The sequence below is a fragment of the Anabaenopsis arnoldii genome, assembly GCF_028331025.1.
In the GTDB taxonomy this organism is placed as follows: Bacteria; Cyanobacteriota; Cyanobacteriia; order Cyanobacteriales; family Nostocaceae; genus Anabaenopsis; species Anabaenopsis arnoldii.
The window spans coordinates 1-25351 of record NZ_JAQMUH010000121.1 but is presented as its reverse complement, the minus strand read 5'-3'; the positions used below and the strand labels follow the sequence as shown (position 1 = coordinate 25351).

25 protein-coding genes and 2 pseudogenes are annotated in these 25351 nt (G+C 42.2%); 15 read left to right on the top strand and 12 right to left on the bottom strand.

Annotation, left to right across the window (positions count from 1 at the left end; genetic code table 11):
• The first annotated feature begins 326 nt into the window (after positions 1–326).
• Entirely contained in the window at positions 327–626 is a 300-nt protein-coding gene (locus tag PN457_RS10870; RefSeq protein ID WP_271733311.1) for an RNA recognition motif domain-containing protein, read from the top strand.
• Between the two features lie 147 nt (positions 627–773).
• On the opposite strand, the gene PN457_RS10865 is transcribed toward PN457_RS10870, so the two are convergent.
• Complete coding sequence (locus PN457_RS10865; RefSeq protein ID WP_271733310.1) at positions 774–1391, bottom strand: gamma-glutamylcyclotransferase family protein; 618 nt, start codon at positions 1389–1391, stop codon at positions 774–776.
• A 133-nt stretch (positions 1392–1524) separates the two neighbouring features.
• Entirely contained in the window at positions 1525–2004 is a 480-nt protein-coding gene (locus PN457_RS10860; protein ID WP_271733309.1) for a hypothetical protein, read from the bottom strand.
• Between the two features lie 150 nt (positions 2005–2154).
• Between PN457_RS10860 and PN457_RS10855 the strand changes: the two genes are divergently transcribed.
• The 5 genes from PN457_RS10855 to PN457_RS10835 all read left to right on the top strand — a co-directional run bounded on the left by PN457_RS10855 (position 2155) and on the right by PN457_RS10835 (position 9103).
• The gene (locus PN457_RS10855) at positions 2155–2391 is read left to right on the top strand and encodes a hypothetical protein (protein WP_271733308.1); all 237 of its coding nucleotides are present in this window, start codon (positions 2155–2157) and stop codon (positions 2389–2391) included.
• Between the two features lie 27 nt (positions 2392–2418).
• Positions 2419–5961, top strand: coding sequence for a serine protease (locus PN457_RS10850; RefSeq protein WP_271733307.1), 3543 nt, complete (start codon positions 2419–2421; stop codon positions 5959–5961).
• 66 nt (positions 5962–6027) lie between these two features.
• A complete protein-coding gene (locus PN457_RS10845) occupies positions 6028–6990 on the top strand; it encodes a XamI family restriction endonuclease (RefSeq protein WP_271733306.1) in 963 nt (320 codons plus the stop codon).
• Positions 6991–7050: 60 nt separating this feature from the next.
• Positions 7051–8583 carry an Eco57I restriction-modification methylase domain-containing protein gene (locus PN457_RS10840; RefSeq protein ID WP_271733305.1) on the top strand — a complete coding sequence of 511 codons (1533 nt, stop codon included), beginning with the start codon at positions 7051–7053 and terminating at the stop codon, positions 8581–8583.
• 334 nt (positions 8584–8917) lie between these two features.
• A complete protein-coding gene (locus PN457_RS10835) occupies positions 8918–9103 on the top strand; it encodes a hypothetical protein (RefSeq protein WP_271733303.1) in 186 nt (61 codons plus the stop codon).
• 198 nt (positions 9104–9301) lie between these two features.
• Here PN457_RS10835 and PN457_RS10830 read toward each other — a convergent pair whose 3' ends face one another.
• Complete coding sequence (locus PN457_RS10830) at positions 9302–9562, bottom strand: Txe/YoeB family addiction module toxin (protein WP_271733301.1); 261 nt, start codon at positions 9560–9562, stop codon at positions 9302–9304.
• Positions 9555–9809: a type II toxin-antitoxin system Phd/YefM family antitoxin gene (locus PN457_RS10825; RefSeq protein WP_271733300.1), complete on the bottom strand. Its 255-nt coding sequence runs from the start codon at positions 9807–9809 to the stop codon at positions 9555–9557. The genes PN457_RS10830 and PN457_RS10825 overlap by 8 nt, the downstream gene beginning before the upstream one ends.
• 162 nt (positions 9810–9971) lie before the next feature.
• Here PN457_RS10825 and PN457_RS18415 point away from each other — a divergent pair.
• Positions 9972–10037 (top strand): annotated as a pseudogene (locus PN457_RS18415) (type I restriction endonuclease subunit R); the annotation flags it as partial.
• A 416-nt stretch (positions 10038–10453) separates the two neighbouring features.
• Positions 10454–10648, top strand: a complete 195-nt coding sequence (locus PN457_RS10820; RefSeq protein ID WP_271733299.1) for a hypothetical protein — start codon at positions 10454–10456, stop codon at positions 10646–10648.
• Here the strand turns inward: PN457_RS10820 and PN457_RS10815 are convergent.
• Positions 10619–12946 carry a hypothetical protein gene (locus tag PN457_RS10815; RefSeq protein WP_271733298.1) on the bottom strand — a complete coding sequence of 776 codons (2328 nt, stop codon included), beginning with the start codon at positions 12944–12946 and terminating at the stop codon, positions 10619–10621. The two genes, PN457_RS10820 and PN457_RS10815, sit on opposite strands and share 30 nt — an antisense overlap.
• Before the next feature lie 70 nt (positions 12947–13016).
• Between PN457_RS10815 and PN457_RS10810 the strand changes: the two genes are divergently transcribed.
• Positions 13017–13349, top strand: a complete 333-nt coding sequence (locus PN457_RS10810) for a hypothetical protein (RefSeq protein ID WP_271733297.1) — start codon at positions 13017–13019, stop codon at positions 13347–13349.
• A 12-nt stretch (positions 13350–13361) separates the two neighbouring features.
• Here PN457_RS10810 and PN457_RS10805 read toward each other — a convergent pair whose 3' ends face one another.
• The 3 genes from PN457_RS10805 to PN457_RS10795 are packed head-to-tail and all read right to left on the bottom strand — an operon-like array spanning position 13362 to position 17392.
• Positions 13362–15668: a hypothetical protein gene (locus PN457_RS10805; protein WP_271733296.1), complete on the bottom strand. Its 2307-nt coding sequence runs from the start codon at positions 15666–15668 to the stop codon at positions 13362–13364.
• Positions 15669–15672: 4 nt separating this feature from the next.
• Positions 15673–16575 (bottom strand): hypothetical protein, encoded by a 903-nt coding sequence (locus tag PN457_RS10800; protein WP_271733295.1) that lies wholly within the window; start codon positions 16573–16575, stop codon positions 15673–15675.
• A complete protein-coding gene (locus PN457_RS10795) occupies positions 16565–17392 on the bottom strand; it encodes a TRAFAC clade GTPase domain-containing protein (RefSeq protein ID WP_271733294.1) in 828 nt (275 codons plus the stop codon). The genes PN457_RS10800 and PN457_RS10795 overlap by 11 nt, the downstream gene beginning before the upstream one ends.
• Before the next feature lie 125 nt (positions 17393–17517).
• On the opposite strand from PN457_RS10795, the gene PN457_RS10790 reads away from it, so the two are divergent.
• Positions 17518–17820, top strand: a complete 303-nt coding sequence (locus tag PN457_RS10790; protein ID WP_271733293.1) for a hypothetical protein — start codon at positions 17518–17520, stop codon at positions 17818–17820.
• On the opposite strand, the gene PN457_RS10785 is transcribed toward PN457_RS10790, so the two are convergent.
• The gene (locus PN457_RS10785; RefSeq protein WP_271733292.1) at positions 17810–18562 is read right to left on the bottom strand and encodes a hypothetical protein; all 753 of its coding nucleotides are present in this window, start codon (positions 18560–18562) and stop codon (positions 17810–17812) included. The genes PN457_RS10790 and PN457_RS10785 overlap by 11 nt on opposite strands.
• A gap of 278 nt (positions 18563–18840) precedes the next feature.
• On the opposite strand from PN457_RS10785, the gene PN457_RS10780 reads away from it, so the two are divergent.
• Positions 18841–19539 (top strand): hypothetical protein, encoded by a 699-nt coding sequence (locus PN457_RS10780; RefSeq protein WP_271733290.1) that lies wholly within the window; start codon positions 18841–18843, stop codon positions 19537–19539.
• 20 nt (positions 19540–19559) lie between these two features.
• Here the strand turns inward: PN457_RS10780 and mutL are convergent, their stop codons facing one another.
• Entirely contained in the window at positions 19560–21221 is a 1662-nt protein-coding gene (mutL, locus tag PN457_RS10775; RefSeq protein ID WP_271733288.1) for a DNA mismatch repair endonuclease MutL, read from the bottom strand.
• A 150-nt stretch (positions 21222–21371) separates the two neighbouring features.
• On the opposite strand from mutL, the gene PN457_RS10770 reads away from it, so the two are divergent.
• On the top strand, positions 21372–21707 hold the full coding sequence (locus PN457_RS10770; RefSeq protein ID WP_271733286.1) for a rhodanese-like domain-containing protein: 336 nt from the start codon (positions 21372–21374) through the stop codon (positions 21705–21707).
• Between the two features lie 66 nt (positions 21708–21773).
• Here the strand turns inward: PN457_RS10770 and PN457_RS10765 are convergent, their stop codons facing one another.
• Positions 21774–22799 (bottom strand): adenosine deaminase, encoded by a 1026-nt coding sequence (locus tag PN457_RS10765; RefSeq protein WP_271733284.1) that lies wholly within the window; start codon positions 22797–22799, stop codon positions 21774–21776.
• Between the two features lie 369 nt (positions 22800–23168).
• Between PN457_RS10765 and coaD the strand changes: the two are divergent.
• Both coaD and PN457_RS10755 read left to right on the top strand, forming a co-directional pair.
• Positions 23169–23660 (top strand): annotated as a pseudogene (gene coaD / locus PN457_RS10760) (pantetheine-phosphate adenylyltransferase); the annotation flags it as partial.
• Positions 23630–24283 carry a DivIVA domain-containing protein gene (locus PN457_RS10755; RefSeq protein ID WP_271733282.1) on the top strand — a complete coding sequence of 218 codons (654 nt, stop codon included), beginning with the start codon at positions 23630–23632 and terminating at the stop codon, positions 24281–24283. The pseudogene coaD and the gene PN457_RS10755, both read left to right, overlap by 31 nt.
• Before the next feature lie 31 nt (positions 24284–24314).
• Here PN457_RS10755 and PN457_RS10750 read toward each other — a convergent pair whose 3' ends face one another.
• On the bottom strand, positions 24315–24452 hold the full coding sequence (locus PN457_RS10750) for a hypothetical protein (protein ID WP_271733281.1): 138 nt from the start codon (positions 24450–24452) through the stop codon (positions 24315–24317).
• 51 nt (positions 24453–24503) lie between these two features.
• Between PN457_RS10750 and PN457_RS10745 the strand changes: the two genes are divergently transcribed.
• Positions 24504–25351, top strand: an 848-nt coding sequence (locus PN457_RS10745; protein ID WP_271733280.1) for an ATP-binding protein, incomplete at its 3' end; no start/stop codon positions are given.

The window sequence follows — 25351 nt, the reverse complement described above, 5'->3', positions numbered from 1 at the left end:
TCCCTGTTCCCTGTTCCCCATTCCCCATTCCCTGTTCCCTGTTCCCCATTCCCTGTTCCCCATTCCCTGTTCCCTAAGATAAAAATTACCTGTTCAAAACTTATTAAATATCCTCTGATACTTAAGCAGTAATTGCTTGTGTGACTTTTCATTACGATCTTTGTCATACTCCACCAATGGTTGTTTTTTGTGTCATAGTGGGGGGAAGAGAATTGATTCGGTGATCAGATTTTGTTTTTATTATTGACGGGCTATTTCCTTTTGGTATTTACAGGCTTTTCTCCGAAACCGAAATCTCTACACTCTTACGATTTTGGAGAAATTTTATGTCAGTTTATGTAGGTAATCTATCTTATGAGGTTACACAAGATGCACTTAATGCAGTATTTGCCGAATATGGTTCTGTAAAGCGGGTACAACTACCTACTAACCGCGAAACAGGACAACTGCGGGGTTTTGCGTTTGTAGAAATGGGTACAGATGAGGAAGAAACCGCTGCGATCGAGGCTCTTGATGGTGCTGAATGGATGGGACGCTCCCTGAAGGTAAATAAAGCCAAACCCAGAGAAGATAAGGGTTCTTTTGGTGGTAACCGTGGTGGCGGTAATTTCCGTAGCCGTTACTAAATCAAATAGATTATACTTTTTCAACTGCTAAACACCGGCAGTAAAAAAAAGGTCATGGTTTCGTACACATGAAAATGGACTCAAACCGAGTCCGTTTTGATGTGAAAACATTAACCTAAGTGGGAAAGTCATGACTGGAGTTTGAGTTTAAGCGGGTAATAGCGCTTTCTCCGCAGCTTGGATCAGATGTTCTTGGGAAAGCTGTTGTAATTTGTACATATGCTCAAACAAACTCCAGCAGTATTCTTCTGGTAATCCACAGGTAACAGCACCCCGCAAGACAACAGTAGAATACCAGTCGTTGGGTGCGAGTTCTTCTGGGAGCTTGTTCACCACTATATAAGTGCGCGTATTTTTGTAGACATTATTTTGGGAATGAATCTCTACTGTTTCCCGACGGTATAAACTTTGGGAAACACCTTCGCGTTTATCTAAGTTTACACTCAAGCGCCAGGGTAGTTGATAAAGGACACCTTTGACATGAGCTTGGTCGTCTGGTAAGACATCTAAAACCCCACACTTGCGGGTGGGAGAATAGGAATAGAACCCTAGGCGGTAACCTTTCAACACCGCTGGGCCGATAATATAATCATGGGTATTTTCACCCAGCGATCGCTTTAAGTCTACCGGACACATACAAGAACCATAGGCAAAATAGTAAAACATTGGCTCTTTTTGTGCCTGTTGTTGCAGTTTCAACTGAGGCTGGGGCAGATTATGGGATTGTACCCAACGATGGTGTGAGCGATCGCTTTGATGACTCATCTATCTTCAGAAGTATTTAATAAAAATTCTATCATCAATTTTCTCAAGATACAACTTTATTCCGATAGAAAAACCGTAGTTTCAAATTGTGGGTGTATAAACCCAGTAATTAATATGAGAATTAGGCTGAAATTTAAGTGCAATCCTGGGTAATTTTCCCGGCTTCTTGATTGAGCCTGACGGACGAACCCGTGCTATTAGTGTGATAAACTAAGGTTTGGTCAACAGCATCGACAGTTACTCGCCACCCTGGGACTAAAGCCTGAGTGCAGAATTCATCAGGACTAGCTAGGTTTAAACAGCCATTATTCCATGTTTGTGGTTGAGCTTGAATAATCTTGAGTTGAGAAATTGGTAAGTCTAAATCTTCAGAGACCGCTTGTAAAACTGCATTTTTGACAGACTCTGGTAGATTGATCACCTGGTTATCTGCGGGAGTATCAGTAGCTGCTAAAAGTAAAGAACCCGGGTAGCTGTGTGGGTGAGGAGCAACGGTCGCTGCAGTAACGCGGTTAATGATTGTCAACCCGCTACCCAGAGAAAAAATGCCAGTTAAAATTACCACAGTGATAATTCGGGCTTTATCGGTAATATAATTATTCTTGTGCGTCATTTTGCTGATCAAACCCCAATATTTATTATTAGTCCATTATGGCAAGCGATGGCAGCACCAGCCCTAAAGTTCCCAAAGCAGATATGACAAATATCTGCACGCAATATACAGCTATTCTCACCAGGTAAAAATCATGCAACTTATTTGCATATGGACTGTATCATAATTATATCACTAGCTCTCAATCCTCAAACCATACCAAAGTTAGAATTAAGAGGCGATAAAATCACCGGGGATCTGTGGGATGGGGTGCAAGATACCGGATTTCTTAGATCATTAGAGTTTGTCTGGGATAATTTAGTTTCAGAAGTCGGGGATATGTTGCATAAACCTTTGCGCCCCTTTGCGCCCACCTTTGCGCCCCTTTGCGTTGAACAACAGATATAATAAATACACCCTACACCCCCAGCAACCATGAAACGTCACCTCGCCATTATTAGCTGTATATTACTGCTACCCCTTCCCGTCCTAGGGGAAATCACCCACAGCAAAACCTCAAAACCCCCCATAGCAGATGAATGTCAACTTATACCAGAAGACCCAGATACGGGAGCATATTCCGAAAGACAACTACAACAGCTTGTGAGACAAATCACAGTTAAAGTCAGGGGAGAGCGTGACGTAGCATCGGGGACAATTTTAGCCAAAGCTAAAACAGGTAGCTCGTACTTAGTAATAACCAACGCCCATGTAGTCAGGAGAATTAACCCCAAAAGCCTGAATATTCAAACACTAGACGGTAAAACTCATCCAGTCAAATTGCTTCCTGATGCAAACCTTGGTCAATTAGACCTAGCTATATTAGAATTTAACTCAAATCAGCAATATTGCTTACCACCAGAAGTTGCTAACTTTGATATTGATATAGATACCCCAGTCATGGCGGGGGGATACCCCAGTACAGAAAATAATATAGTATTTAGATCGGGAAGAGTTAGAAAAATTGTTTCCCAACCGAGTTTAAAAGAGGGTTATGAAATTGGCTACGACAGCGACATTGAGCAGGGGATGAGCGGCGGTGCGATTCTCAGTGCCTACGGGTATTTACTGGGAGTTAATGGTATGAGCCAATACCCCATATTAAATTTAGGTTATGTCCGTGCTGATGGACAAGAACCCACAGCAGCAGAAATTGAGGAATGGCGTGGGTATAGTTGGGGAATCCCTGTAAGTAGGGTGTTAGATGCGGTGAAACCAGAGATGTTAACTGCTTATGGTTTACCCCAACGCCAACTCCCACCCCTACCCCAGACGGAGATCCCTGGTTATCAAGTCCCGGAAGTACCATTAACAGGGTGGTTAGGGGAATTGGAGGAAAAAGCTAAACAAATTACTGTCAGGATTGATAGTAGTAGTCAAAATAATGGTTCAGGTGTAATTATTAATCAGGAAGGAAATAGTTACATAGTCCTAACTGCAGCTCATGTGGTGTGTGAGAAGAAAAGGGGAATGGGAGAATGTCACCCCTATACTTACACTATTGTCACCGCTGATGGTCAAACACATCGAGTGGAACCTGGTAGTATTCAATATAATGAAGGGGTGGATTTAGCAGTAGTTAAGTTTAGGAGTAACCGGAGTTATGCAGTTGCTACCTTAGCTAAATATCCGACCCGAGATAATCAATATATGTTAACAGGGGGGTATCCGAGACTGGGGACAAGTTCACCCTGGCGGTTGACATTAGGACAAACTTGGAGTAGGGAAAGGGGGTTAATCCAAACTACTCTGTCAAGTTCCCAAACTAACAAGGATCCGGGAGCGCAATTATTACAAGCTGTGGGTCAAGCTGCGGGAGCTGTAGACGGGGGATATGAGTTAGTTTACAGCAGTATTACCCTGGGTGGGATGAGTGGGGGTCCGGTGTTGGATACTCAGGGACGAGTAATTGGGATTCATGGAAAAGCGGAGGGGGTGAGGAATATTGCTTGGGGTGACATACACATAGGTAATAGTTTAGGGATTCCCATTAGTACCTTTTTAGCTTTAGCACCGAGATGGAATACCCGACCGCAAGGGGTGGAAAATACAAGACCACGGGAGTTAAGTCTGGAGGATGTGGAATCTATTCAAAATACTATTCTTTCAATTCCAGTTCCCCAGGGGGATGCTGATGCTAGATTGTGGATTGAACGGGGGAATCAATTGTGGCGGTTACGTCGCTATGATGAGGCGGTAGAGGCTTTTGAGCGGGCGATCGCCCAAAAACCAGAGTTTTTTATTGATTTGGCTTATTATGGTAAGGGTTTGGCTTTAGGCGGGAGTAAACAATTCAAAGCAGCAGCAGCAGCGTTAGAATTGGCGGTAAAGGCTAACCCTAAATTTGTCCCCGCTTGGGATTATCTGAGTATAGTTTATAGGCAATTACAGGAGCTGGATAGGGCGCTGGGTGCTATCAATGAGGCGATTAGGCTGGAGGATGGTAATCCTAATTTGTATAATCAGAAACTGGATAGGGCGCTGGATGCTATCAATGAGGCGATTAAGCTGGAGCCTGGTAATCCTAATTTGTATAATCAGAAGTATTGGGTGTTGTTGAATTTACAGAGGTATGCAGAGGCTGAGTTGGCGATAAATCAGGCGATTGAACTCAGTCCCCGTGCTGCTTTTTACAACAATCGCGGTCGTGTTTACCTTGACCAGCAAAAATGGGATTTAGCTTTGGCTGATTTCAACCAAGCTATTGGGATTAATCCTAATTATGCTGATGCTTACATCATTCGCGGTACTGTTTACCTTAACCTGAAAAAATGGGATTTAGCTGTGGCTGATTATAGCAAAGCTATTGAACTTAATCCTGATAATTCTCTGACTTACACAGGTCGCGGTCTTGTTTACTATAACCTGAAAAAATGGGATTTAGCATTGGCTGATTATAACAAAGTCATTGAACTTAGTCCTAATGATGCTCAAGGTTACACTGGTCGCGCTTTTGTTTACCTTGACCTGAAAAAATGGGATTTAGCTGTGGCGGATTATAGCAAAGCTATTGAACTTAATCCTAATGATGCTCAAGGTTACATCAATCGCGGTAATGTTTACTATAACCTGAAAAAATTGGATTTAGCTGTGGCTGATTATAACAAAGCTATTGCGATTAATCCTAATTTAGCTCAAGGTTATATTAATCGCGGTACTGTTTACTTTGACCTGAAAAAATGGGATTTAGCTCTGGCTGATTTCAACCAAGGCATTGAACTTAATCCTAATGATGTTCAAGGTTACATCATTCGCGGTCTTTTTTACCGTGAGTTCAAAGAATGGGATTTAGCTATAGCTGATTTTACCCAAGCCATTGAACTTGCTCCTGATTTTCTTTTAGCTAACTTTCGTATTTTGGCTTACACGTTACGCAGTCATATTTACCGTGAGTTGAAAGAATGGGATTTAGCATTGGCTGATTACACCCAAGTTATTGAATTTAATCCTAATTTAGCTCAAGGTTACATTTGGCGCGGTGTTGTTTACGTTAACCAGAAAAAATGGGATTTAGCATTGGCTGATTTTAACCAAGCTATTGGGATTAATCCTAATTTAGCTCAAGCTTACTACAATCGCGGTGTTGTTTACCACTCACAACAAAACTATACAGCAGCGCTAGCTGAGTACAATCAAGCTCTGAGCAAAGATAAAAACAACTTACCAGCTATTAATAACATAGGTTTGATTAAATATGAACAGGGAGATAAAACCACTGCTATTAAACAATGGGAAGAAGCTATAAAAGTTAACAATAAAGTGGCAGAACCTATACTAGCCTTAGCTGTGGCTTTATATACCCAAGGACAACAAGAAAAAGCCTATGAGTTAGCTACAACAGTTTTAAACCTAGACAAAACCTTTGCTGATGTGGAGGTTTTGAGAAAGAATCTTTGGGGGGATAAAATTATCAGTGATGCTCAGAAGTTGTTATCTACCCCCACAATCAAAACTCTGTTATCCCAAATCAAGGAATAGTCTACCGAAAATGTTCACTTTCAGATATCTTGATAGTCTTGCTGTTTGTCAACTTGAGGTGATGTAGTGCCAGTAAATGTTGATAAACCCCACTTGTGGAAACAAGATATTGCCCAGTCCGTAGACTTTTACAACAGTTGGTTTATGGAATTTGCTCCTAGGGCTTACCTTGAAACTCGCATTGTCACAACTCAACAAGTTGAATCAGCATTGACTTGGACAGCCAATCTAACCAACATCACCCCCACAGTCCTGCGCCAACATCCATCCGTACTACCAATACTGCGGATGACAACAGCACCACCCATCGCTCGTGACCGTCTGATGGGACTAGCCGGGGTGTCACCCAATCTTGTCAAAAACATGGAAGACAAGCAACGCATCCCACCAAAAATGGATACCACAATGCTGGATGCCGAACTGGCAAAAATCGCTCAGGTGATAGCACGGCTAATTGATAAAGACATCTTCCCTTGGCTAGAAACAAAGCTAGATCCCACAGAGACACAAATCCACCGATCAGCAACCATTGTTGCCGACCGTCTTTGTGGAGCCTTGGCTGACCCTATTATTCGTAACACCCAAGAACAAAGACAACTGGCCACAATTAGGCAGTGGTTAGAAGAACGAGGTTACTCTTACATCAAGGGAGGTAGTGGACTAAGATTTGAAACCATGCAACCAGGAACCTTCGTGTTTCGGCTCAACATTCCCGTCAGTTTGCAGTCTGGCAACAAACAAGTCAACATCCCCATTGATGCCGTGATCATGCCCAGACAGTCTGCTCCTGGCGATTTACCTCTCCTCATTGAAGCTAAATCAGCTGGAGATTTTACCAACCCCAACAAGCGACGCAAAGAAGAAGCCATTAAAGTTGCTCAACTCAGGAGCAACTACGGTAATACAGTCCGTTTTGTTCTATTTCTTTGTGGTTATTTTGACAGCGGCTATTTAGGCTATGAAGCAGCCGAAGGAATTGACTGGTTATGGGAACATCGCATTGATGACCTAGCATTATTTGGCGTTTGACTTTCCCTCTGGCTGAAGCTGTATCGCTTCAAACATCCTCTGACGTGAAACGAGTTTTTTATGAATGTAACTACAACTACTGAGCAAGCACGGGTGTTCCGTCAATTACAACTAGATGCAGTCAAAACCCAAGCCGAACGCAATAAATTGGGACAATTTGCCACACCCACAGATTTGGCATTCGACATTGTGCAATATGCAAAAGAGTTATTAACACCACATTCCCAAATCCGGTTTCTTGACCCCGCTTTTGGTACAGGTGCTTTTTATTCCGCATTATTACAGCTATTTTCACCCATACAAGTAAAAGAAGCTGTAGGTTATGAAATTGATTCACACTACGGCTTGGAGGCAATTTCATTTTGGCGCGACACACCACTACAATTACATTTAGCTGACTTTACCCAAGCTATACCACCTAGCTGTGATGATAAAAAAGCTAACTTACTCATTTGTAATCCTCCTTATGTACGACATCATCATTTAAGCCGAATTGAAAAGCAGCGATTACAAAATCAAACTTTTCAGATCACAGGAATAAAACTCAGTCAGTTAGCTAGTCTTTACTGCTATTTCTTGTGCATGGCTGATGCTTGGATGGCGGATAATTGTATTGCTGGGTGGCTCATTCCTAGTGGATTTATGGACGTAAATTATGGACAACAAATTAGGGAGTATCTGTTAAGCAGTGTTACCTTGTTGCGTGTTCATTTGTTTCATCCAAATAATGTCCAGTTTGCAGATGCTTTAGTTACCAGTGCAGTTGTTTGGTTCAAGAAGACTGTACCACCAGCAAACCATCATATTCAATTTAGCTATGGTAAAAGTTTAGCAACACCCAACAAAAGCAAGTTGGTTTCTGTAGAGACGCTCCGCTTAACAGCCAAATGGACAAAGATTGGATTTACCCCAAATAATACTCAGTCTAATTTAAAGCAACTTCAGTTAAAAGATTTATTTACTATTAAACGTGGTTTAGCAACAGGGGCTAACAATTTCTTTGTGCTTACAAAAGAACAGGTAATAGCATATCAACTGCCGATTGAATTCTTAAAACCTATTCTGCCCAGTCCCCGTTATTTATTAGTTGATGAAATTGAAGCTGATATAAAAGGTAATCCCATTTTGACACAGCAGCTATTTTTGCTGGACTGTGCATTGCCTATATCTGAGGTGCAAGCCAACTATCCAATGCTGTGGCAATATTTGCAGATGGGAGTAGACAATGGAATTAGCGATCGCTATTTGTGCAGACATCGTTTTCCCTGGTATTCGCAGGAGAATCGTCCACCCTCCCCATTCCTCTGTACCTATATGGGTCGTCAAGATACCAAAAGAGGTAGACCCTTCCGCTTTATTCTCAATCACTCCCAAGCAACAGCTACTAACGTTTACTTGATGTTGTATCCCCTCCCTGATTTGGCTCAAGCATTTTCACAAAATTCCGAATTACTTAAGCAGGTATGGCAGGCTTTAAATGGGATTTCTGATCAAATGCTCATGGGTGAAGGTCGGGTGTATGGAGGTGGACTATATAAGCTGGAACCAAAAGAATTGGGTAATGCTATTGTTTCAATTCCAATATTGTTTTAAGGTGAAACAAAACCAGAAAAATTGCTACTTTGGAAGCTATTGCAACAGATTCTTAGACAGTTCCACCCTAGGGTTTAGCCTCTACTGTGTACATTGCGATCGCGAAGATGCTACACGGGGAACCGGGGGTTAGAAACCCCCGTCTCAAAGCTAAAGTCAGATACATCTGACTAGAAGATTATGTATTTAATCGTCCTGACTGAATGCGATCGCTGTAAGCAGATCGACCAGGGATAAGGTCTACCTAAATCAATCAGGATGTAAATATACAGTCCATTGTATCTGAGTGGAAGGGCGGGCAAGATGCCCACCCCACAAGATTTATGATATTAAGGTGTGGTGCTTTGCTATCTGCTTACAGCAGCGCTTCGCTATCTGCTTACAGCAGCGCTTCGCTATCTGCTTACAGCAGCGCTTCGCTATCTGCTTACAGCAGCGCTTCGCTATCTGCTTACAGCAGCGCTTCGCTATCGCATTGGGGTTGATTTTACCCAGTCCTTTGGAAAGCAACGGATTATGAGTATATTTTTTGTATTATTTGTATTTTTTGTATATAGCATTTCCCATGCTCGTGAGGTACATTTTTTTTTAGTTTGAGGGAATAGGGAATAGGGAATAGGTGTGTATTTCATGAGCCTGAAAAAGGCTTTAAGGGTTTTATCAAGAAGAATTAAGCATGAGAGTTTTCTTTATAAAAATGACTTAATTTATTGCTAAATTAATAATGATATCGGCAAGAAATAATAGTTACATAGACATCATCAACAGCATAAACTAAACGATTTGTATCATCAATTCGCCGTGACCAAAATCCGGCTAAATTTTCCTTGAGAGGCTCTGGCTTACCGATACCCTCAAAAGGCATCCGCATTGTCTCCTCAATCAACTTATTGATTCTTATGAGAGTCTTTTTATCTTGCCCTTGCCAGTAAAGATAATTACCCCAAGCCTCATCAGTCCAGGCTAACATTCTACTCATTTAACAAATCTCGCTGCAGCACTTTCCCCTGTTTAAATTGAGTAATGGAACGTTCTAAATGGGCTGCATTTGCCGGAGACTTCAATAAATACACAGTCTCCATGAGACTATTAAAAAACTCCAGGGACATCACCACCGCATCATCAGCATCCCGTCTGGTGATAATTGTATAGTCAGCATCTTCTGTCACCTGGTCTAAAACCGTTTTTAGACTATTTCTGGCCTCGCTAAAAGAGATAATTTTCATTTGGGGAGAACCTGTACTGTTTATTGTACAAGTATAGCGGGTTTGGGCAAATTGTACAATCCCCAGACTAACCGCTGAGATATAGCAGGGGGAAGCCTTGAAACGCTTGAATTTCAATGGTTTTATCTTCTGTTTATGTCCTAACCACCTTGGCGGTTGCTATATGTATTAGTTTATCGTGGTGAAAAACTTGCAGTTATTGAAGCTAAAAAACGCGATTTTCCCAACTTTCATGACAGCGATCGCCCTTTGCTCCCACTTATCTGATGATGTGAAAAGTCCGGTATCTTGCAGCTACAGTGAGTTGAAAAACTCAGACAGCTATTGTAATCCCAAACCCTGGCAAGATTGGCGAGATTGGCACAGTTAACAAACTGGCCTCCATCAATCTGGGTTAACCAGGTAAAACTGATATTGTATACCTTGTAAAGTTAAAAAAAATAGAAAAATGCTTGACCTAATAACAACAGACCTAATAACAACAGTTGGAGCAGAACTTGGCAAGTATTTAATACAGCAGATATTACACTATTTGTTAACCTCCACCTAAATCAATCAGAATGTAAATATACAGCCCATTTTATTTCAGTGGAAGGGCGGGCAAGATGCCCAACCCACAAGATTTATGATATTAAGGTTAAGCTGTGGTGCTGGGCGATCGCCGTTCCCACCAGCGTAGTCGAAGGGAACAATACAAGGGGGGCGATCGCGGTTTCGACTTCGCTCAACCACCGAGATCAGTTCCCACCAGCGTAGTCGAAGGGAACATCAGGGACGATCGCGGTTTCGACCTCCCTCAACCACCAACATCAATACCTTCCCTGAGCATCTTGTTTTAATCGGTTATATGTTGCTTTCCCATTATTTATAATGCCATCGGCTGTTAGTCCTGGACTTTGTTGATACTTATATATAGCTTTGACTAATTGAGTTTTAGCCGCTGTTCTTTTGTTCGGATCTTCAGAGTCTATATCTGAGAAATTCCAATCTTTGGGTAACTTAAGAGCGCCCTGTAATACCCGGCTTTTTTCCTGATCGTCAGATATGTTTAGTTCTTCCATAAGCTTATTTAACGCCGTCATTGTTTTATTAAAGTTGTCATTTCTAAGTGCTGTGTTAATAATTTCATTTTTCAGTTGTTCTGATACCTTCTGCTCTAACTCTTGATAGGTTGATCTCATATCAGGTTGATTTGACCACGGCCAATTAAATTTTTGAGGGTTTGTGGGTGTTTTCACCTCATGATAAGCAGATATTTTCTGATACAATTCAAGAATTTCAATATCTGATTTAAGTTTATCAATTTTAAGTTTATCAATGGGTTGATTTAAATTATTTATTGTATTTTGTCCATTTTGAGTTTGCTGTGATGTTAAGACCTGATTAAATTTCTTTATTACATTTTCCTCTTCAGAGCCTGTTTTCTCAACAATGTTATTAATCACTTTTTCAGTTTTATCAATATTTTTTTGTTCACTTTCTAGGGTTTTCATCTCTTCTCGCCATGATGAAAAGCCACCCGCTAGATAATAACCGCCAAAGGAAGATAAAAGTAATAAACTAAAAACTCCTGCAATTGCTACCTTAAACCTGGCAACTTTAATAAAAAATTCACCTAAACTAGTTTTTGCGTGAATTTCTAAACCTAAAAAGGTTGTGTGAGTTCCCACATGACCAAAAGCTTGGTAAAATAATTTTTGAGGTACATCTCCCTGACTCACTTGATAAAAGTATGTACATACTTTATAATCTTGTAGTAGGTAAAATAATTGGGCTAAACTCCAATATCGGGCGATCGCAGGTAAATTTGGCTCGTTATTATAACCATCGATCAACTCTTGCCAAATCTCCAAAGGAAACATTAAACTATCAAAGTTTTTTATATCAGTTTTAGATTGTTGATGAATTACTTGCAAATCATAGTAAACATCACTAATCAACTGACTACGACAAACAGCCCACACCCTATCCTTAATAAATAACCACTGTATGGACTCTGGAGAAATTTCCTCTTTGAGTAACTGCGGAATAAGTAATTTAATTCCCGCTGTTAATTTCTCCGTGGGAAAATACTCACAGATAGTACCTTGAAACTGTAAAGAGGTATTTTCAGCCTCACTGGGTTGTTTACCTGACTGGATATTTAACCACTGTAGAAACTCTGGTAAAGTCTCAGGGATGACTATGGCGCGCAGAGTCATAAGTCTCGCTAAGGGAGGGCTATAAATTTTTTCAGTGATGGCGGTGGTTGCGCCTTCAGCATCAAATAAGCTGTACCATTCTTCTAAAGTCAGTTGGTGATTTTCTAAGGTGTCAATAATCGTCTCTACAGATGGGGGTTTGACTTGTGAGAAATTAATTAAGCTTTGCAGTGCGGCTTTAATGGCTTTTTTAGTCGATGCTTTATCAAGAGTCTTTTTTGGTGCTATGTCATCAGCGCTTGCGTCTGTAGGTGACGGGGGTAGTTTACTAATCTCCCTTTTTAAATTCTCATAAGCTCTTAAAAAAGCGGGTTGGATAATCTGAAAGCTGCGGGGTTTTTTCAGTGATTTTACGTTAAAAGCCCAGGAAATGGGCTGGGTGGGATCTAGATTATGTTTCCTAATGGCTAGGGTGTTGACAGTTATTAAGTTATACTGCTGTGGTTGTAATAATGTGGGATAGGTTCTTACTAGTTCTATATCGTTGGCTGTGGGGTCATAGTCAGATGAAGGAGCCGAGGCTGGGTCAAAATAGGCACATTCTCCTATATTTTTACTATCCAAGGGGTTAAATGTGGGTTTTCCCTGACTTTCCCACCAAGCTATGAGATAGCGCAGGTTATTGGCTCCGGGGGTCAAAAAATAACGATAGAAAGTGAATTTGTAGCCACCTTCACCCCTTGCTTGTGTGACCACAGCCATCACAGCCCAAGTCTCTTCCCTGGTTCCTACTACTCGGCCAATAATGGCGGGTTGCTCGTCGGAAGCTCCTCCTATGGTGGCAAATTCTTGGTTAGCAATAGAACGCTCCATAACAGAGGGAATGGGGTTTAGGGTGGAGTTGATATATTTACCCATAACCCCTAAAGATACCCAAGCACCGTTAGGGTTTTTTTCTAGTTCAATACCTTTGCTAAATTCATACACTGAAATCATGGTTATTATGTATTTGTATTTACACCATTTTTAAAGTAAATAAAGCACACACATTAAGATTATAAATCTTGTGGGGTGGGCATCTTCTCACAGGGGAACGATCGCCGTTCCCATCACCGTAGTCGAAGGGAACATCAAGGGGCGATCGTGGTTTCGACTTCGCTCAACCACCGAGATCAGTTCCCTGAGCGTAGTCGAAGGGAACATCAAGGGGGCGATCGCCGTTCCCATCACCGTAGTCGAAGGGAACATCAAGGACAATCTCCGTTCCCACCAGCGTAGTCGAAGGGAACATCAAGGGGCGATCGCCGTTCCCATCAGCGTAGTCGAAGGGAACATCAAGGGGCGATCGCGATTTCGACTTCCCTCAACCACCAACATCAATCTGTTCCCACCAGCGTAGTCGAAGGGAACATCAAAGGGCTTGTTTTAATCGCTCATATGTCTCGCCATCTTTATCTATAATGCCATCGGGTGTTAGTCCTGGATTGTTTTCTTGATACTTATATATAGCTTCTACTAAGTCTTTCTTCTCTTCTTCCTTAACTGGTTCTAGGTTTTCTATCTTTTCTCTAAGCCCAAGCTGAGTGATTAATAATTGCTCGATATTTCGAGTGACTGGTGACGGTGATCTTGTTTCACGAATTATACTCTTTAAAGAAGCTGTGGTTTTTCCGAAGTTTGTCTGATTAAGTGCCTTGTTTATTACATCTTCTTTCAGTGCTGCTGATACCTCCTCCTCTAACTTTTGATAGGTTGATCTCATATCAGGTTGATTTGACCACAGGTTAAATTTTTGAGGGGTTCTGGCTATTTTCACCTCATGATAAGCAGATATTGCTTGAGATAATTCAATATCATCAATGGCTGTTTTAAGTTTAGCGATGGTTGATTTTAATTCATCCATTGTAGGTTCTGGGCTATCTTCAGGTTGAGTGAGTGTAGCATTCAGTTTCTTGAAAACCAGCACTGTTTCAAGTTTTTTGATTACGTCTTCTCTGTTGTATTGTTGTTTATTGGTGAGATTGTTAACAATTTTATTAATCTCTTCTTTAGTTTCCTTAATGTTTTTAGTTTCACTTTCTAGGGTTTTCATCTCTTCTCGCCATGATGAAAACCCACCCGCTAGATAATAAACGCCTAACCAAGATAAACCTAATAAACTAAAACCTGCTACAACTGGTAAAATAGACCTGATAAATTTCATACTCTGCTCAATTAAAGTAATTTCTCTTCTAATTGTTAAACCTAAAAAATTCTCGCTAGTTTCTGCAGTTCCCACATGACCGAAAGCTTGGTAAAATAATTTTTTAGGAACATCTCCCTGACTGACTTGATAAAAGTATGTACATAGTTTATAATCTTTTAATAGGTCAAATAATTGGGCTAAACTGAAATATTTGTTGATATGAGATGACTGATAACGACTACCAACAAGCGGAATTAAATCTTGCCAAGTCTCCTTAGGAAACTTCAAACTATCAAAGTTTTTCGTATTTGTATAAACCTTAGATTGTTGATCAATTAATTGTAAATCATAGTGTACATCATGAAGAAACTGACTAAGACAAACATCCCATACCCTATCTTTAATAAATAACCAGTGTATGGACTCTGGGGAAATTTTCTCTTTAAGTAACTGCGGAATGAGTAATTTAATTCCCGCTGTTAATTGGTCTTTAACACCTTTAAAGTACCCACGGATAGCACCTTGAAACTGTAAAGAAATACTTTCAGCCTCACTGGGTTGTTTACCCGACTGGATATTTAACCACTTGAGAAACTCTGGTAAAGTCTCAGGGATGACTATGGCGCGCAGGGTCATGAGTCGGACTAAGGGAGGGCTATAGTTTCTTTGAGTAATGGCGGTACTTGCGCCTTGACCATCAAATAAAGCCTCCCAATATTGGGGGGTAATCTGTTTATTATTCAGTTCCTTGACAATAACTTGCACAGCATCGGCTTTGACTTGGGAATTGTTGATTAAAGCTCGAATGGCTGACTTCAGCGCCGCTTCATCTATAAATACTGCTGGTAATGACCGGGGTGGTTTACTAATCTCTCTTTCTAAGGTCTCATAGGCTGTGGGGGAACTGGGTTGGATCACCTGAAAGCTGCGGGGTTTTTCCACTGCTTCTACATTAAAAGCCCAGGAAATAGGCTGGGTGGGATCTAGATTATGTTTCTTAATCGCCAGAGTGTGGATAGTTGTTAAGTTATACTGGTATGGTTCTAGTAATGTGGGTTTTGTAGGTACTAGTTCTATATAGTTGGCTGTGGGGTCATAGTCAGATGAAAGAGCCGAGGCTGGGTCAAAATAGGCATATGTCCCTATATATTTACCATCAAAGGGGTTAAATGTCGGTCTTCCCTGACTTTCCCACCAAGCTAAGAGATAGCGCAGGTTATTGGCTCCGGGAGTCAAGAAATAACGATATACAGATAAACTGCGCCGTTTTTCATCCCTAGCTCGTGTAACTACAGCTATCACCGCCCAGGAGTCCTCCCCAGTCCCCACTACTCGCCCAATGATGGCGGGTTGGTCTGTAGAAGCTCCTTCGGTGAGGGCAAATTCTTGGTTAGCAATGGAACGCTCTACAGGGTAGGGGATGGGTTCTAGGGTGCAGTTGATATATTTACCCAGAAATCCTAGGGATACCCAACCACCGTTAGGGGTTCTTTCTGCCTTAATACCGGTGCTAAATTCGTAAATTGGAATCATGATTTCACCCTTTATCTAACTCTTGATGTCTGTCACCTGTACACAACCAATAAATGGGAGCCACTAAACCGAAGGGTCGCCACAGTCTGGGATTTTTAATCACTGCGGTTACCCCATCCCGACCACGTTTTAAAACTTGTACATTAGGTTCGGGGTATTTACTCCCCAACATCCCAAAAGCGGAAGCCGTGAAGTAATCTACTTTACCCCCTCCTATTTGTTCCCAGGTTTTCAATTTGCGGCAGGTTTGGGGAAACCGGGCTTGGGCTAAAAATCCTGGTTTATGGCGGTTTACCCAGAGTTCGGACTGTTCACACTTGTTTAAAACTAGGGCTATTCTGCGGGTAGTTGCGTTGATATCTGTGCGGTCTAGGCAGGTTAAAAATTTATCTAAGCCGTTGGCGTATTCACTATCTTTAGCCCGGCTATTCCCATCCACTAAAAAGATAATCCCTGTAGCTTGGGAACAGTCCTCTAAATACTGTGCTAGTAGGGGGTCACCGCTGCGCTGGAGCAGGTCACTAAAAAACTCTCCCGAATAGTCTTTACAACTGATGTTGAGAGTTACTAGGTTAGAACTGCTAGTTTGAGGGTTACGGCGGGAAAATTGCTTTTTGAGGGTAATACTTAGGGTGTAGTCTAGTAGCTCTGTTGCATCACCTTTTAAATCCGTAGCTTCTAGTTCTAACCCCTGTTCAAGAATGTTCTGAGCTTGATTGATCAGTTCTTCCCCAGACTCCCCAATGGCGGTGACCACTTGTACCGGACTGTTGGGGTCTGCATTGGGCCATCTTGCTAATGATGCCATATAGCCGGTTTTACCCGAACCGCGATCGCCTATCACCCGAATCACCGCGTTACTTTGTTGGGGTTCTGAGTTAGCTTTAGCAAACCAATTACGCATCATTTCCTAATTTCCTCCCTGTACTTAACCAATAGAGAGGAGCGACTAGATTATAAGGTCGCCATTTTTGAGCATCTCTTAAAACAGCCAGTTTACCGTCGGTTCCCCATTCTAGGGTGCGATTGGGTCGGGGGTCTTTGCGTCCTAGTACCCCAAAGGTAGATATGGCATAAAAGCCGAGATTCTGGGCGGGGATATTCTGTTGTAATATGTGCGTGGTTCTGGGTAAATGCACCTTAAATAAATCGGTTTGGGGGTCAAGACGACCGGGCCATAATTCCCCCCGTTCACATTTACTCATGGCTATTGCTAACCGTAAATTACTAGTCCGTTCGTGTTTATCCATTAATTCCAGAAACCGTTGTATGATGCGACTGTAAGAACTATCGGTTCCCGATTGCCAATGAGTGAGTAAGATTAAACAACCATTAACATCGGCGGTCAAACATTCCTCAATAAATTCTTGATGTAAAGGGTTGGATGAGCCAAACTCTAAATCCTCAAATATTTCTCCAGGGTAGTCCCTGGCGACTAAATTTATCTGTTCTTGTTGTTTCTGAAACCGGCGTTTAATTTCTATATTAAAGGAGTAGGAAGGTAAATCATAGATAGTGTTGACTTGAGAACTTGTAGGCTCAACGGATGCGCCTTGACTAATGATATTTTCGGCTTTATCTGCTAAGTTTCTGGTGTCGTCATTGACGGCTTGCACTTTCAAGTTTTGATATTCTTTGCTGAACTTAAATGGTTGGTAAGCTAAGGCGGCTAAATAAGTGGTTTTCCCTGACCCTCTAGGGCCAATTACCCGAATGTTTCCCATATTAATATTTGTGCTATAGGACTCGTATTTAATTTGTGAACAAAACCAAGAAATAATACGATAGATAAAACAGGTCTAGGAGGAGACAATGATAAATCAGTATCTGCCAACTATAGCAATTCTAAATGATTCATGAACAATTTCTATTCTCTGTTCCCTATTCGGTGTTCCCTCTTCATAGCGATCGCCCCATCACCCATCACCAGTCAACAGTCAACAGTCAACAGTCAACACTCAACACTCAACACTCAACATTCAACACTCAACACTCAACACTCAACACTCATCACTCAACACTCAACAGTCACCAGTCACCAGTCAACAGTCAGCAGTCACCAGTCAACAGTCAACAGTCAACAGTCAGCAGTCAGCAGTCAACAGTCAACAGTCAACAGTCAACCCTGTTCCCTTTCCTCACTATGATTTAGCTAAAAAACTACCCATATAAATCCACGGTAGTTCTAGGACTGACCGATTATGGATGGAGGTAATAAAGCAACGGACTGATACCCGGTTTAAACTTTGATTAATCTGCTGGAGTTGGGTTTGAATAGGTCGGAAATACCGCTGGACAACGTGCATATGGCGTTGTTGCCAATTCATTTGTGTTCCATTGGGGCTATAGCTGAGTTGTTTAGCTTCTTGTGGCAAATTACAAAACAGGTCAGCCTTATTTAAGCAAATCACTAAATGTCTGAGTTTAGGACATTCATAGCGAAAAAAGTCTACCCAGCGGTCAAAGCGGTTACACCACTGCTCTTGAGTCATAAATTCATCTGCATTTACCCCCATGTTGAAGGTCATCCCCCGATGTGGTGGCAGAATCAGGAAAATTCCCTCACTTTCACTGATTGTGTCTAAAATTCTCTGCCATTCCATTTGATTATCACATTGCCAGCTTTTTCGCCATACCTCTCCAGGCGTATCTATCCAGTCTACTGCTACTGATTTATTACCGGTAGGTAATCTGACTTCGACATCTAAGGGGCGGTTGTATATGGATTTCTGTAGGTCTGTGGGTCTGGTTCCTCCTTGTTCATCCATTAACATCCCTTGCAAAGTTTGATAGTCCTGACTGGTGACTTTGACATATTCAGTTTTGGGGTTAGATAACTCCAAAGCTAAATGTGTTTTACCCGCAGCGCGATCGCCTATATATACTACTCCCACATTTATGGCCTTATACTGATAAAAATAAGTGTATACTATCTGGTAATAGTTGCGATCGCCCCAGTGCTGCTACCAGCAGATCCCTGGGAATATCTTCATTGTTTGTTTGCGGTTATGGGTTTTACCTATCCTCACCCTCCCCTGAGCAAGGCTACAGGACTGGGACACAATATTACTTTCTTCCTCACAACCGTACTTTTGTGTAAACAAAACCTTTGCATAGACTGTTAAGGTGATTGGGGGATGTATAAGTAATTTACTTATCAGGAAACCAAACTATGGATAAGAAAGAAAATTCGATTTTACTATTTCTCCTCATCAACGGTATAGTGGTTACAGGGATAGCCTACGGGTGGAAGCAAATCACGTCTCTGCCTAGCTGGTATACTCACGGCAGTGGTGAGTCGGTTAATCTGAATCGGGATGACCAGAATGTGCTGGAAGTGAAACTGACTCAATGGGAAGGGGAAAATAACCGGGTGGATATTCCCCTGAATGAAACAGAATTAACTGTGTTAATGAGTCAAAAACTAGCCAAAAACCCCAAAACATCGCAAGTATTACAGGCTACAAAAGGTCTTAAAGCCAGTATTCAAGAAAATCAGGTGACAGGAGGGGTGGTAGTTCAACCATCCCAGTTACCAGATCGGGCGCGGCGGATGGTGCAGCAGGTATTACCCATGGCGGGCGATCGCCCTTTGTATATAGGTGTTACTAGTAGTCCAATAGTCCAAGATGGACGGATATATTTAAGTGATAATACGCAATTAAGTTTGGGAAGTGTAAGCCTGTCTTTGGCAGATATTACTAAGGTAACAGGGCTGAGTAAGTCAGAAATTAATCAGCAACTCAACTTAGCTATGTCTGATGTGGGGTTGAGTGTAGACAGTATTGAGGTTGTGAATGGTGAGCTGGTGGTGCGAGGAACTAAGAGGGAATTAACCACCCAAGATATTAATAAGCAGGTTGATAGATAGTTAAATCCCTTTTAAATCTCTTAAATCCCGTGACTTTTGCCAATTACCCAACTACGCCGGAAAAACCGAGCTAAAGCAGGTTCATCTAAAGATAAATAAATCGGGCGACCGTGGGGACAGGTGCGGGGGTTACGGGTTTGTTGCCATTGGTCTAGTAATGCTTGCATTTGTTCTAAACTCATGGGTGTACCATTGCGAATCGCAGTACGACAGGCGATCGCTACTTGGGCTGTTTTCAGGTCACCGCCCCAACTTAATTCTAAAATTGCTTCTGCACAGTCTTGACGCTGTTGTAACAGTGCGGGTATGCTGCGAATTGCCCAAAGTTGTTCACCAAAGGGGTCTATATCTAAACCAATGGTTTGCAGTTGTGATACTTGAGCGGGGGAAAGTTGATACATAATGATGGCGGGTTCAATGGGAACTAGTTCCCAGCGATCGCAAATTTGCTCATACAATACTCGCTCATGGGCAATGTGTTGTTCTACTAACCACATACCTTGGGGATGTTCTACCACAATATAAGTATTGTTAAGTTGGGCGATCGCTTTTAAAGGTATTGGTGTATAATGGTGTAAATGGGTAGTTTGGGGGTTAGTTTTATAACCCCCTTTACTTTCCGCTGCTTTGACTAATTGACTGACCCGTGTATGATGAAAAGACTCTGGGATCTGGGCGGAACTGATGCGCAGGGCTTGGTTAATTCCCTGGGTAATTTGTTGTTGCCAATAACCCATTTCATGCAAGTATATTTGATGTTTAGCAGGGTGACGATTCCAGTTAACTTGCTCTGGGGGAACAGTAAGATTTAATAAACAAACAGGATAGCGATCGCGTGGTAATGTCCTGTGAAATGCGGATAAAATACTTTGCTCTAACTCTGGAGATTTGACCATACGCCCGTTAATTCCCACTCGCACCCAATCAGGACGACGGCGGTGACATCTGTCTGGTAAACCTACCACTAAAGCTAATGCACAGTTGGGGGGGCTGGGTAATTGTAGGTTAAATTCTTGGAGGTCACTATATTGCAGCTGGGGGACAATTTGCGGTAATAGTTGTCCCGTAGTGGCGGCCGCAGAAATAGTAAACCATTGGCGGTCATTTTGCCAAACTTGCCAAGTCACACGGGGATGACACAGGGCGATTTGTTGAATTGCTAGTTGTACCCCTCTGGTTTGCTGGGCGGATGTGGGTAAACCCTGGCGGCGCAGGGTACAATTACCGAACAGGTCAGACACTGTGACTACTGTACCAGGGGCGATGGCCGTGGCGGCAAATTCCACAGGTTGGCCACCATGACCATAAACAACCCGCCAGCCGACATTTGCTCCCGGTGGACGGCTGAGAATTTCTAAATCTGCTAGGGTGGTTAAACTGTGTAAGGCTTCACCCCTAAACCCTAAACTGTTGATTTTCCATAAATCGTCAGCAGAGCGAATTTTACTGGTACTGTGTGCTAGGGCGGCTTGTTGCAAATTATCTGCGTCCATTCCGCAACCGTTATCTGCCACCTGTACCCGCCACTGTTGTGGCCATAGGGAAATTATAATCCTTGTTGCCCCTGCGTCTAGGGAATTTTCGACTAATTCCCGCACTACGGCGGCCAGGGAGTCGATCACCTCTCCGGCGGTAATCAGAGATACAATTTCTGTGGATAGGGTTTGAATAGTAGATGCCATGAGTTACAGTTTAGGGCAAGAGGCGACCACTGTATAGAGTAGGCATTTTTATGGACATTTCTACAGAATTTTTGATTCTTTGTAAAGAAACTCAGGTTTTCTCAATATTCCTGATAGATTGCTGGTGAGACAAGACAGCGAGAAATGCTTATGAACAGTGACTTAACGAGTGAGGTTCATGATCTGAAGTTTCGTTTGCAATGGGGACAACCAGGGTTTACCATCATAGATGTGCGCGATCGCCACAGTTACAATCAAAGTCGCATCACCGGTGCGATCGCCATTCCCTTAAACGATCTGGTAGAACGAGCTACATCTACACTGCACAAGGAGCGCCATATTTATATCTATGGCAATGAAGATACCCAGGCTGGCTATGCAGTACAATTATTGCGTGCAGCTGGGTTTACTAATGTGATTCATATTCATGGCGGTTTGTCAGCTTGGAGAACCGTAGGGGGCGCTACAGAGGGGATAGCTGCTTAAGATTGATTGGGATTTTGTTGTGATATTTGTCTAAGTCTCTGCGTATTTCCTCGTTTCTCTGTTAGTTTAAACCTTGGCTAGCGGTTTTAAGACTTTATCCAGTAGCAATGTGGGCGGGTGATTGTAAGGCCAAGCAAAAGCATGGCGGAAGGCTGCATTTTGACAGGCTTGCAATTGCTTAAAGTTGATTATATCATATGTTAGCAAGTTTTCATACTCAAAGGGTAAGCGCATATTATGTAACCCGGCGTTATCGGTACAGATGGCGATATCTACCCCCGCTGCAAAACAACGGTCAAAAACTAATTTGAGTTGACGTATATCTTCTAATGTGCCGGTTTTGAGGTAAGTTGTGGGACATACTTCTAAACACTGTCCCCGTTGAGCTATATCCTTTAATAGTTCGGGAAATAATAGGGGAATTTGGATACCGTGACCTATGCGCATGAGGTAGGGTAGTAGTTCGGGGTGACAACCGTCTCTAGTTTCATAGAGGTGTCCGGTGGTGTTTAAGCCCTGCGATCGCCCATAATCATATAAGCTTACCCATTCTGCCATGCGTTCATGATAGTAGCGATCGCCCCCAGCGACATCGATAGCACAAACATATTGTTTATTTTGCACTGCTAGGTCAACAATTGCCTGATTGACCTCATAGGGTAAGCGGGTGTGCATACAGAGGATTTGGCTAGTGACAATGGGATACTCTGGTAAATGGCTGGCTTTTCCTACCACTTCCACAATTTCCGCCATTTTATCAATTCTGGCGGTTTGGCTGAGGTGTTCTGGTGTACGTAAATATGGGGTATAGCGCAGTTCTAAATAAGCTAAATTCTCAAAGATATAAGCCCCCCGCAGTAGGCGATAGATAAAGTAGGGTAAGGTTTCTACTGTTTGCACACTTTCTACTAAGGTGTGTAATTCTAGATATTCATCTAAGGTGTTCCGGGGACGGGTGTAAAATTCTTCAAATTCCCCATATTCAGCAAACTGAGCAATAGAATCTTGACTATGGCGCTCAAAGTACCGCCATAAGACACGGGGAACAACCGAACCGCCCAGGTGTCTGTGTAATTCAGCGTATAAGGCCATAATAGCTTTTTTGTAAATATGAATTTTACTAATTGTAACAAAAGCTCCAAAAAAAGAAAGCCTAACTCCCAGAATTAGTACCTGTGAGGGCGATCGCCCTAATTAGTCAGCTTTGGGGCGATCGCATAAACTCAAAAGTGGGTTAGTAGCTAGTTACTGTTGTCTTAACTAATAATTACAAACCTTCACAGTTGCTCAAGATTTCCTGTCATCTTTTCGCTTTGTGGCAGAATTATAGTAAAATCACTGTATGCTACTAAGATTCAAAACCCAAAGGGATTTAGTCTAAGTGGACTCGTTGAATCAAGAATCTCCGTATCTTTAGAGCGGGGAGTGTGAATAGAGTAGCTTTGGTATATTGAAAACTTTGTGATTGCTATTTATCCTGGCAGCTTTGATCCCATCACTTTAGGTCACCTTGATATCATTCAGCGTGGTAGTCGGCTGTTTGACCTGGTGATTGTTGCTGTACTACGGAATCCGAATAAAGTACCATTGTTTACAGTAGAGGAAAGATTAAATCAAATTCGGCGCACTACTCAACATCTGACTAATGTGGAAGTGGATGGTTTTGACGGTTTGACTGTTAAGTATGCCCAACAAAGACACGCACAGGTTTTACTACGAGGCTTACGGGCAATTTCCGACTTTGAAGTGGAGCTGCAAATGGCTCATACTAATAAAACTATTTCCACTCAAATAGAAACAGTTTTTCTGGCAACATCTAATGAGTATAGTTTTTTGAGTAGTAGTGTGGTAAAAGAGATTGCAAGGTTTGGCGGATCTGTTGATCATCTTGTTCCCCAAGAAATTGCCCTGGATATATATAAATGCTACAATCACATCTATCCCACGACCAATTGAATGACAACGGTAGTTATCCCCCCCCGGAGGAGTATATTAACGGAACGGAAAGCGTCAATATTATCGAGGAACTTAATCGTTTAGAGGATTTAATTCTCTATGGTTTTTGTATTCCTTTCACGGGACGCACTATAGTTGATGAAGATAAGCTGATTGAGCAAATCGATTTTATTCGCCTGTCTTTACCAGGGATTTTTCAGGAAGCTACTTTTGTGCTGCAACAAAAGGAAGAGGTTCTGCTGGAAGCTCAAGAGTATGGACGAAAAATTATAGAAGCGGCTCAAGCTAAACGAGGGCAAATTTTAGCTGAAAGTGATATCCTCAGGGAAGCCGAACAAAAAGCCCAGGAGTTGCGCAGACAAGTTGAGCAGGAATGCGAGGCGATGATGCAAGCTACTCTGGCGGAAATTGACCAAAAGCGCCGCAGTTGTGAGGAGGAGTTGGAGCAGTTGCGACGAACTGCTATAGCTCAAGCTCAAGAAATCGAAAGTGGCGCGGATGAATACGCTGATACTGTCCTGGAAAATATGGAGAAGGATTTGCAGGAGATGTTAGGTATTATTGTCAATGGTCGCCAGCAGTTGCGCTGTAATACACCTCCTACGAATAGTAGAATTTAGTGACCTGTAACACCCAAGCTCATGTATCTGATTATCTTGACTTGATGCGATCGCCCAGGGGATAAAGCAGCACCTGGATAAGATCCCCCACTTCTATAAAAATTGATGGTGAGAACTCGGGGATATGAGTAACGAATAAAAGCGATCGCACTGGCGTTTTGTCAGTCAACAGTCAACCGTGATCACAGTTATAATCAAATCAACCTATACCTAAACTTTTATGACTAAATGGTTTAACACCGCAGGCCCCTGTAAGCCAGATATCCACTATACCCTACCCACCAGTGAACGGTTACCCCAATTAAAACGCCTGATTGAGCAACAGAATTACTTTGTTATCCATGCACCCAGACAAACCGGTAAAACCACTGCCATGCTCACCTTAGCACAGGAATTAACAGCCAGTGGTAAATATACCGCCGTCATGGTATCCGCAGAAGTAGGTTCACCCTTTCCCGATCAGCCAGAAATAGCAGAACAGGCAATTTTAGGTGCTTGGCAAGATGCTATTGACTTTTGGCTACCAACAGAATTACAACCACCTTTTTTAACTAATGGTAATCCACCTCAACGTATCGGCTCTTTCCTCAAATCCTGGGCGGAGGCTTCTGTGCGCCCCCTGGTGGTGTTTATTGATGAAATTGACTCTTTGCAAAATCAAACTTTAATTACTGTCTTAAGGCAATTAAGGGATGGTTTCCCCCGTCGTCCCCAAGGTTTCCCCCAATGTGTAGCCTTGATTGGGATGCGGGATGTACGTGATTATAAGGTAGCCTCTGGTGGTAGTGATAGGTTAAATACCTCTAGCCCCTTTAATATCAAAGTAGAATCTTTAACCTTAAGTAATTTCACCTTAGAAGATGTTAAAAGCTTATACGAACAACACACCCAAGCCACTGGGCAAATCTTTACCCCCCAAGCTATTAACCACGCCTACTATTTAACTCAAGGTCAACCTTGGTTAGTCAATGCGATCGCCCGTCAAGTTACAGAATACCTAGCAGAAGATGTGAATATTCCCATCACGGTAGATTTAATCAATCAAGCCAAAGATATACTAATTCAAAG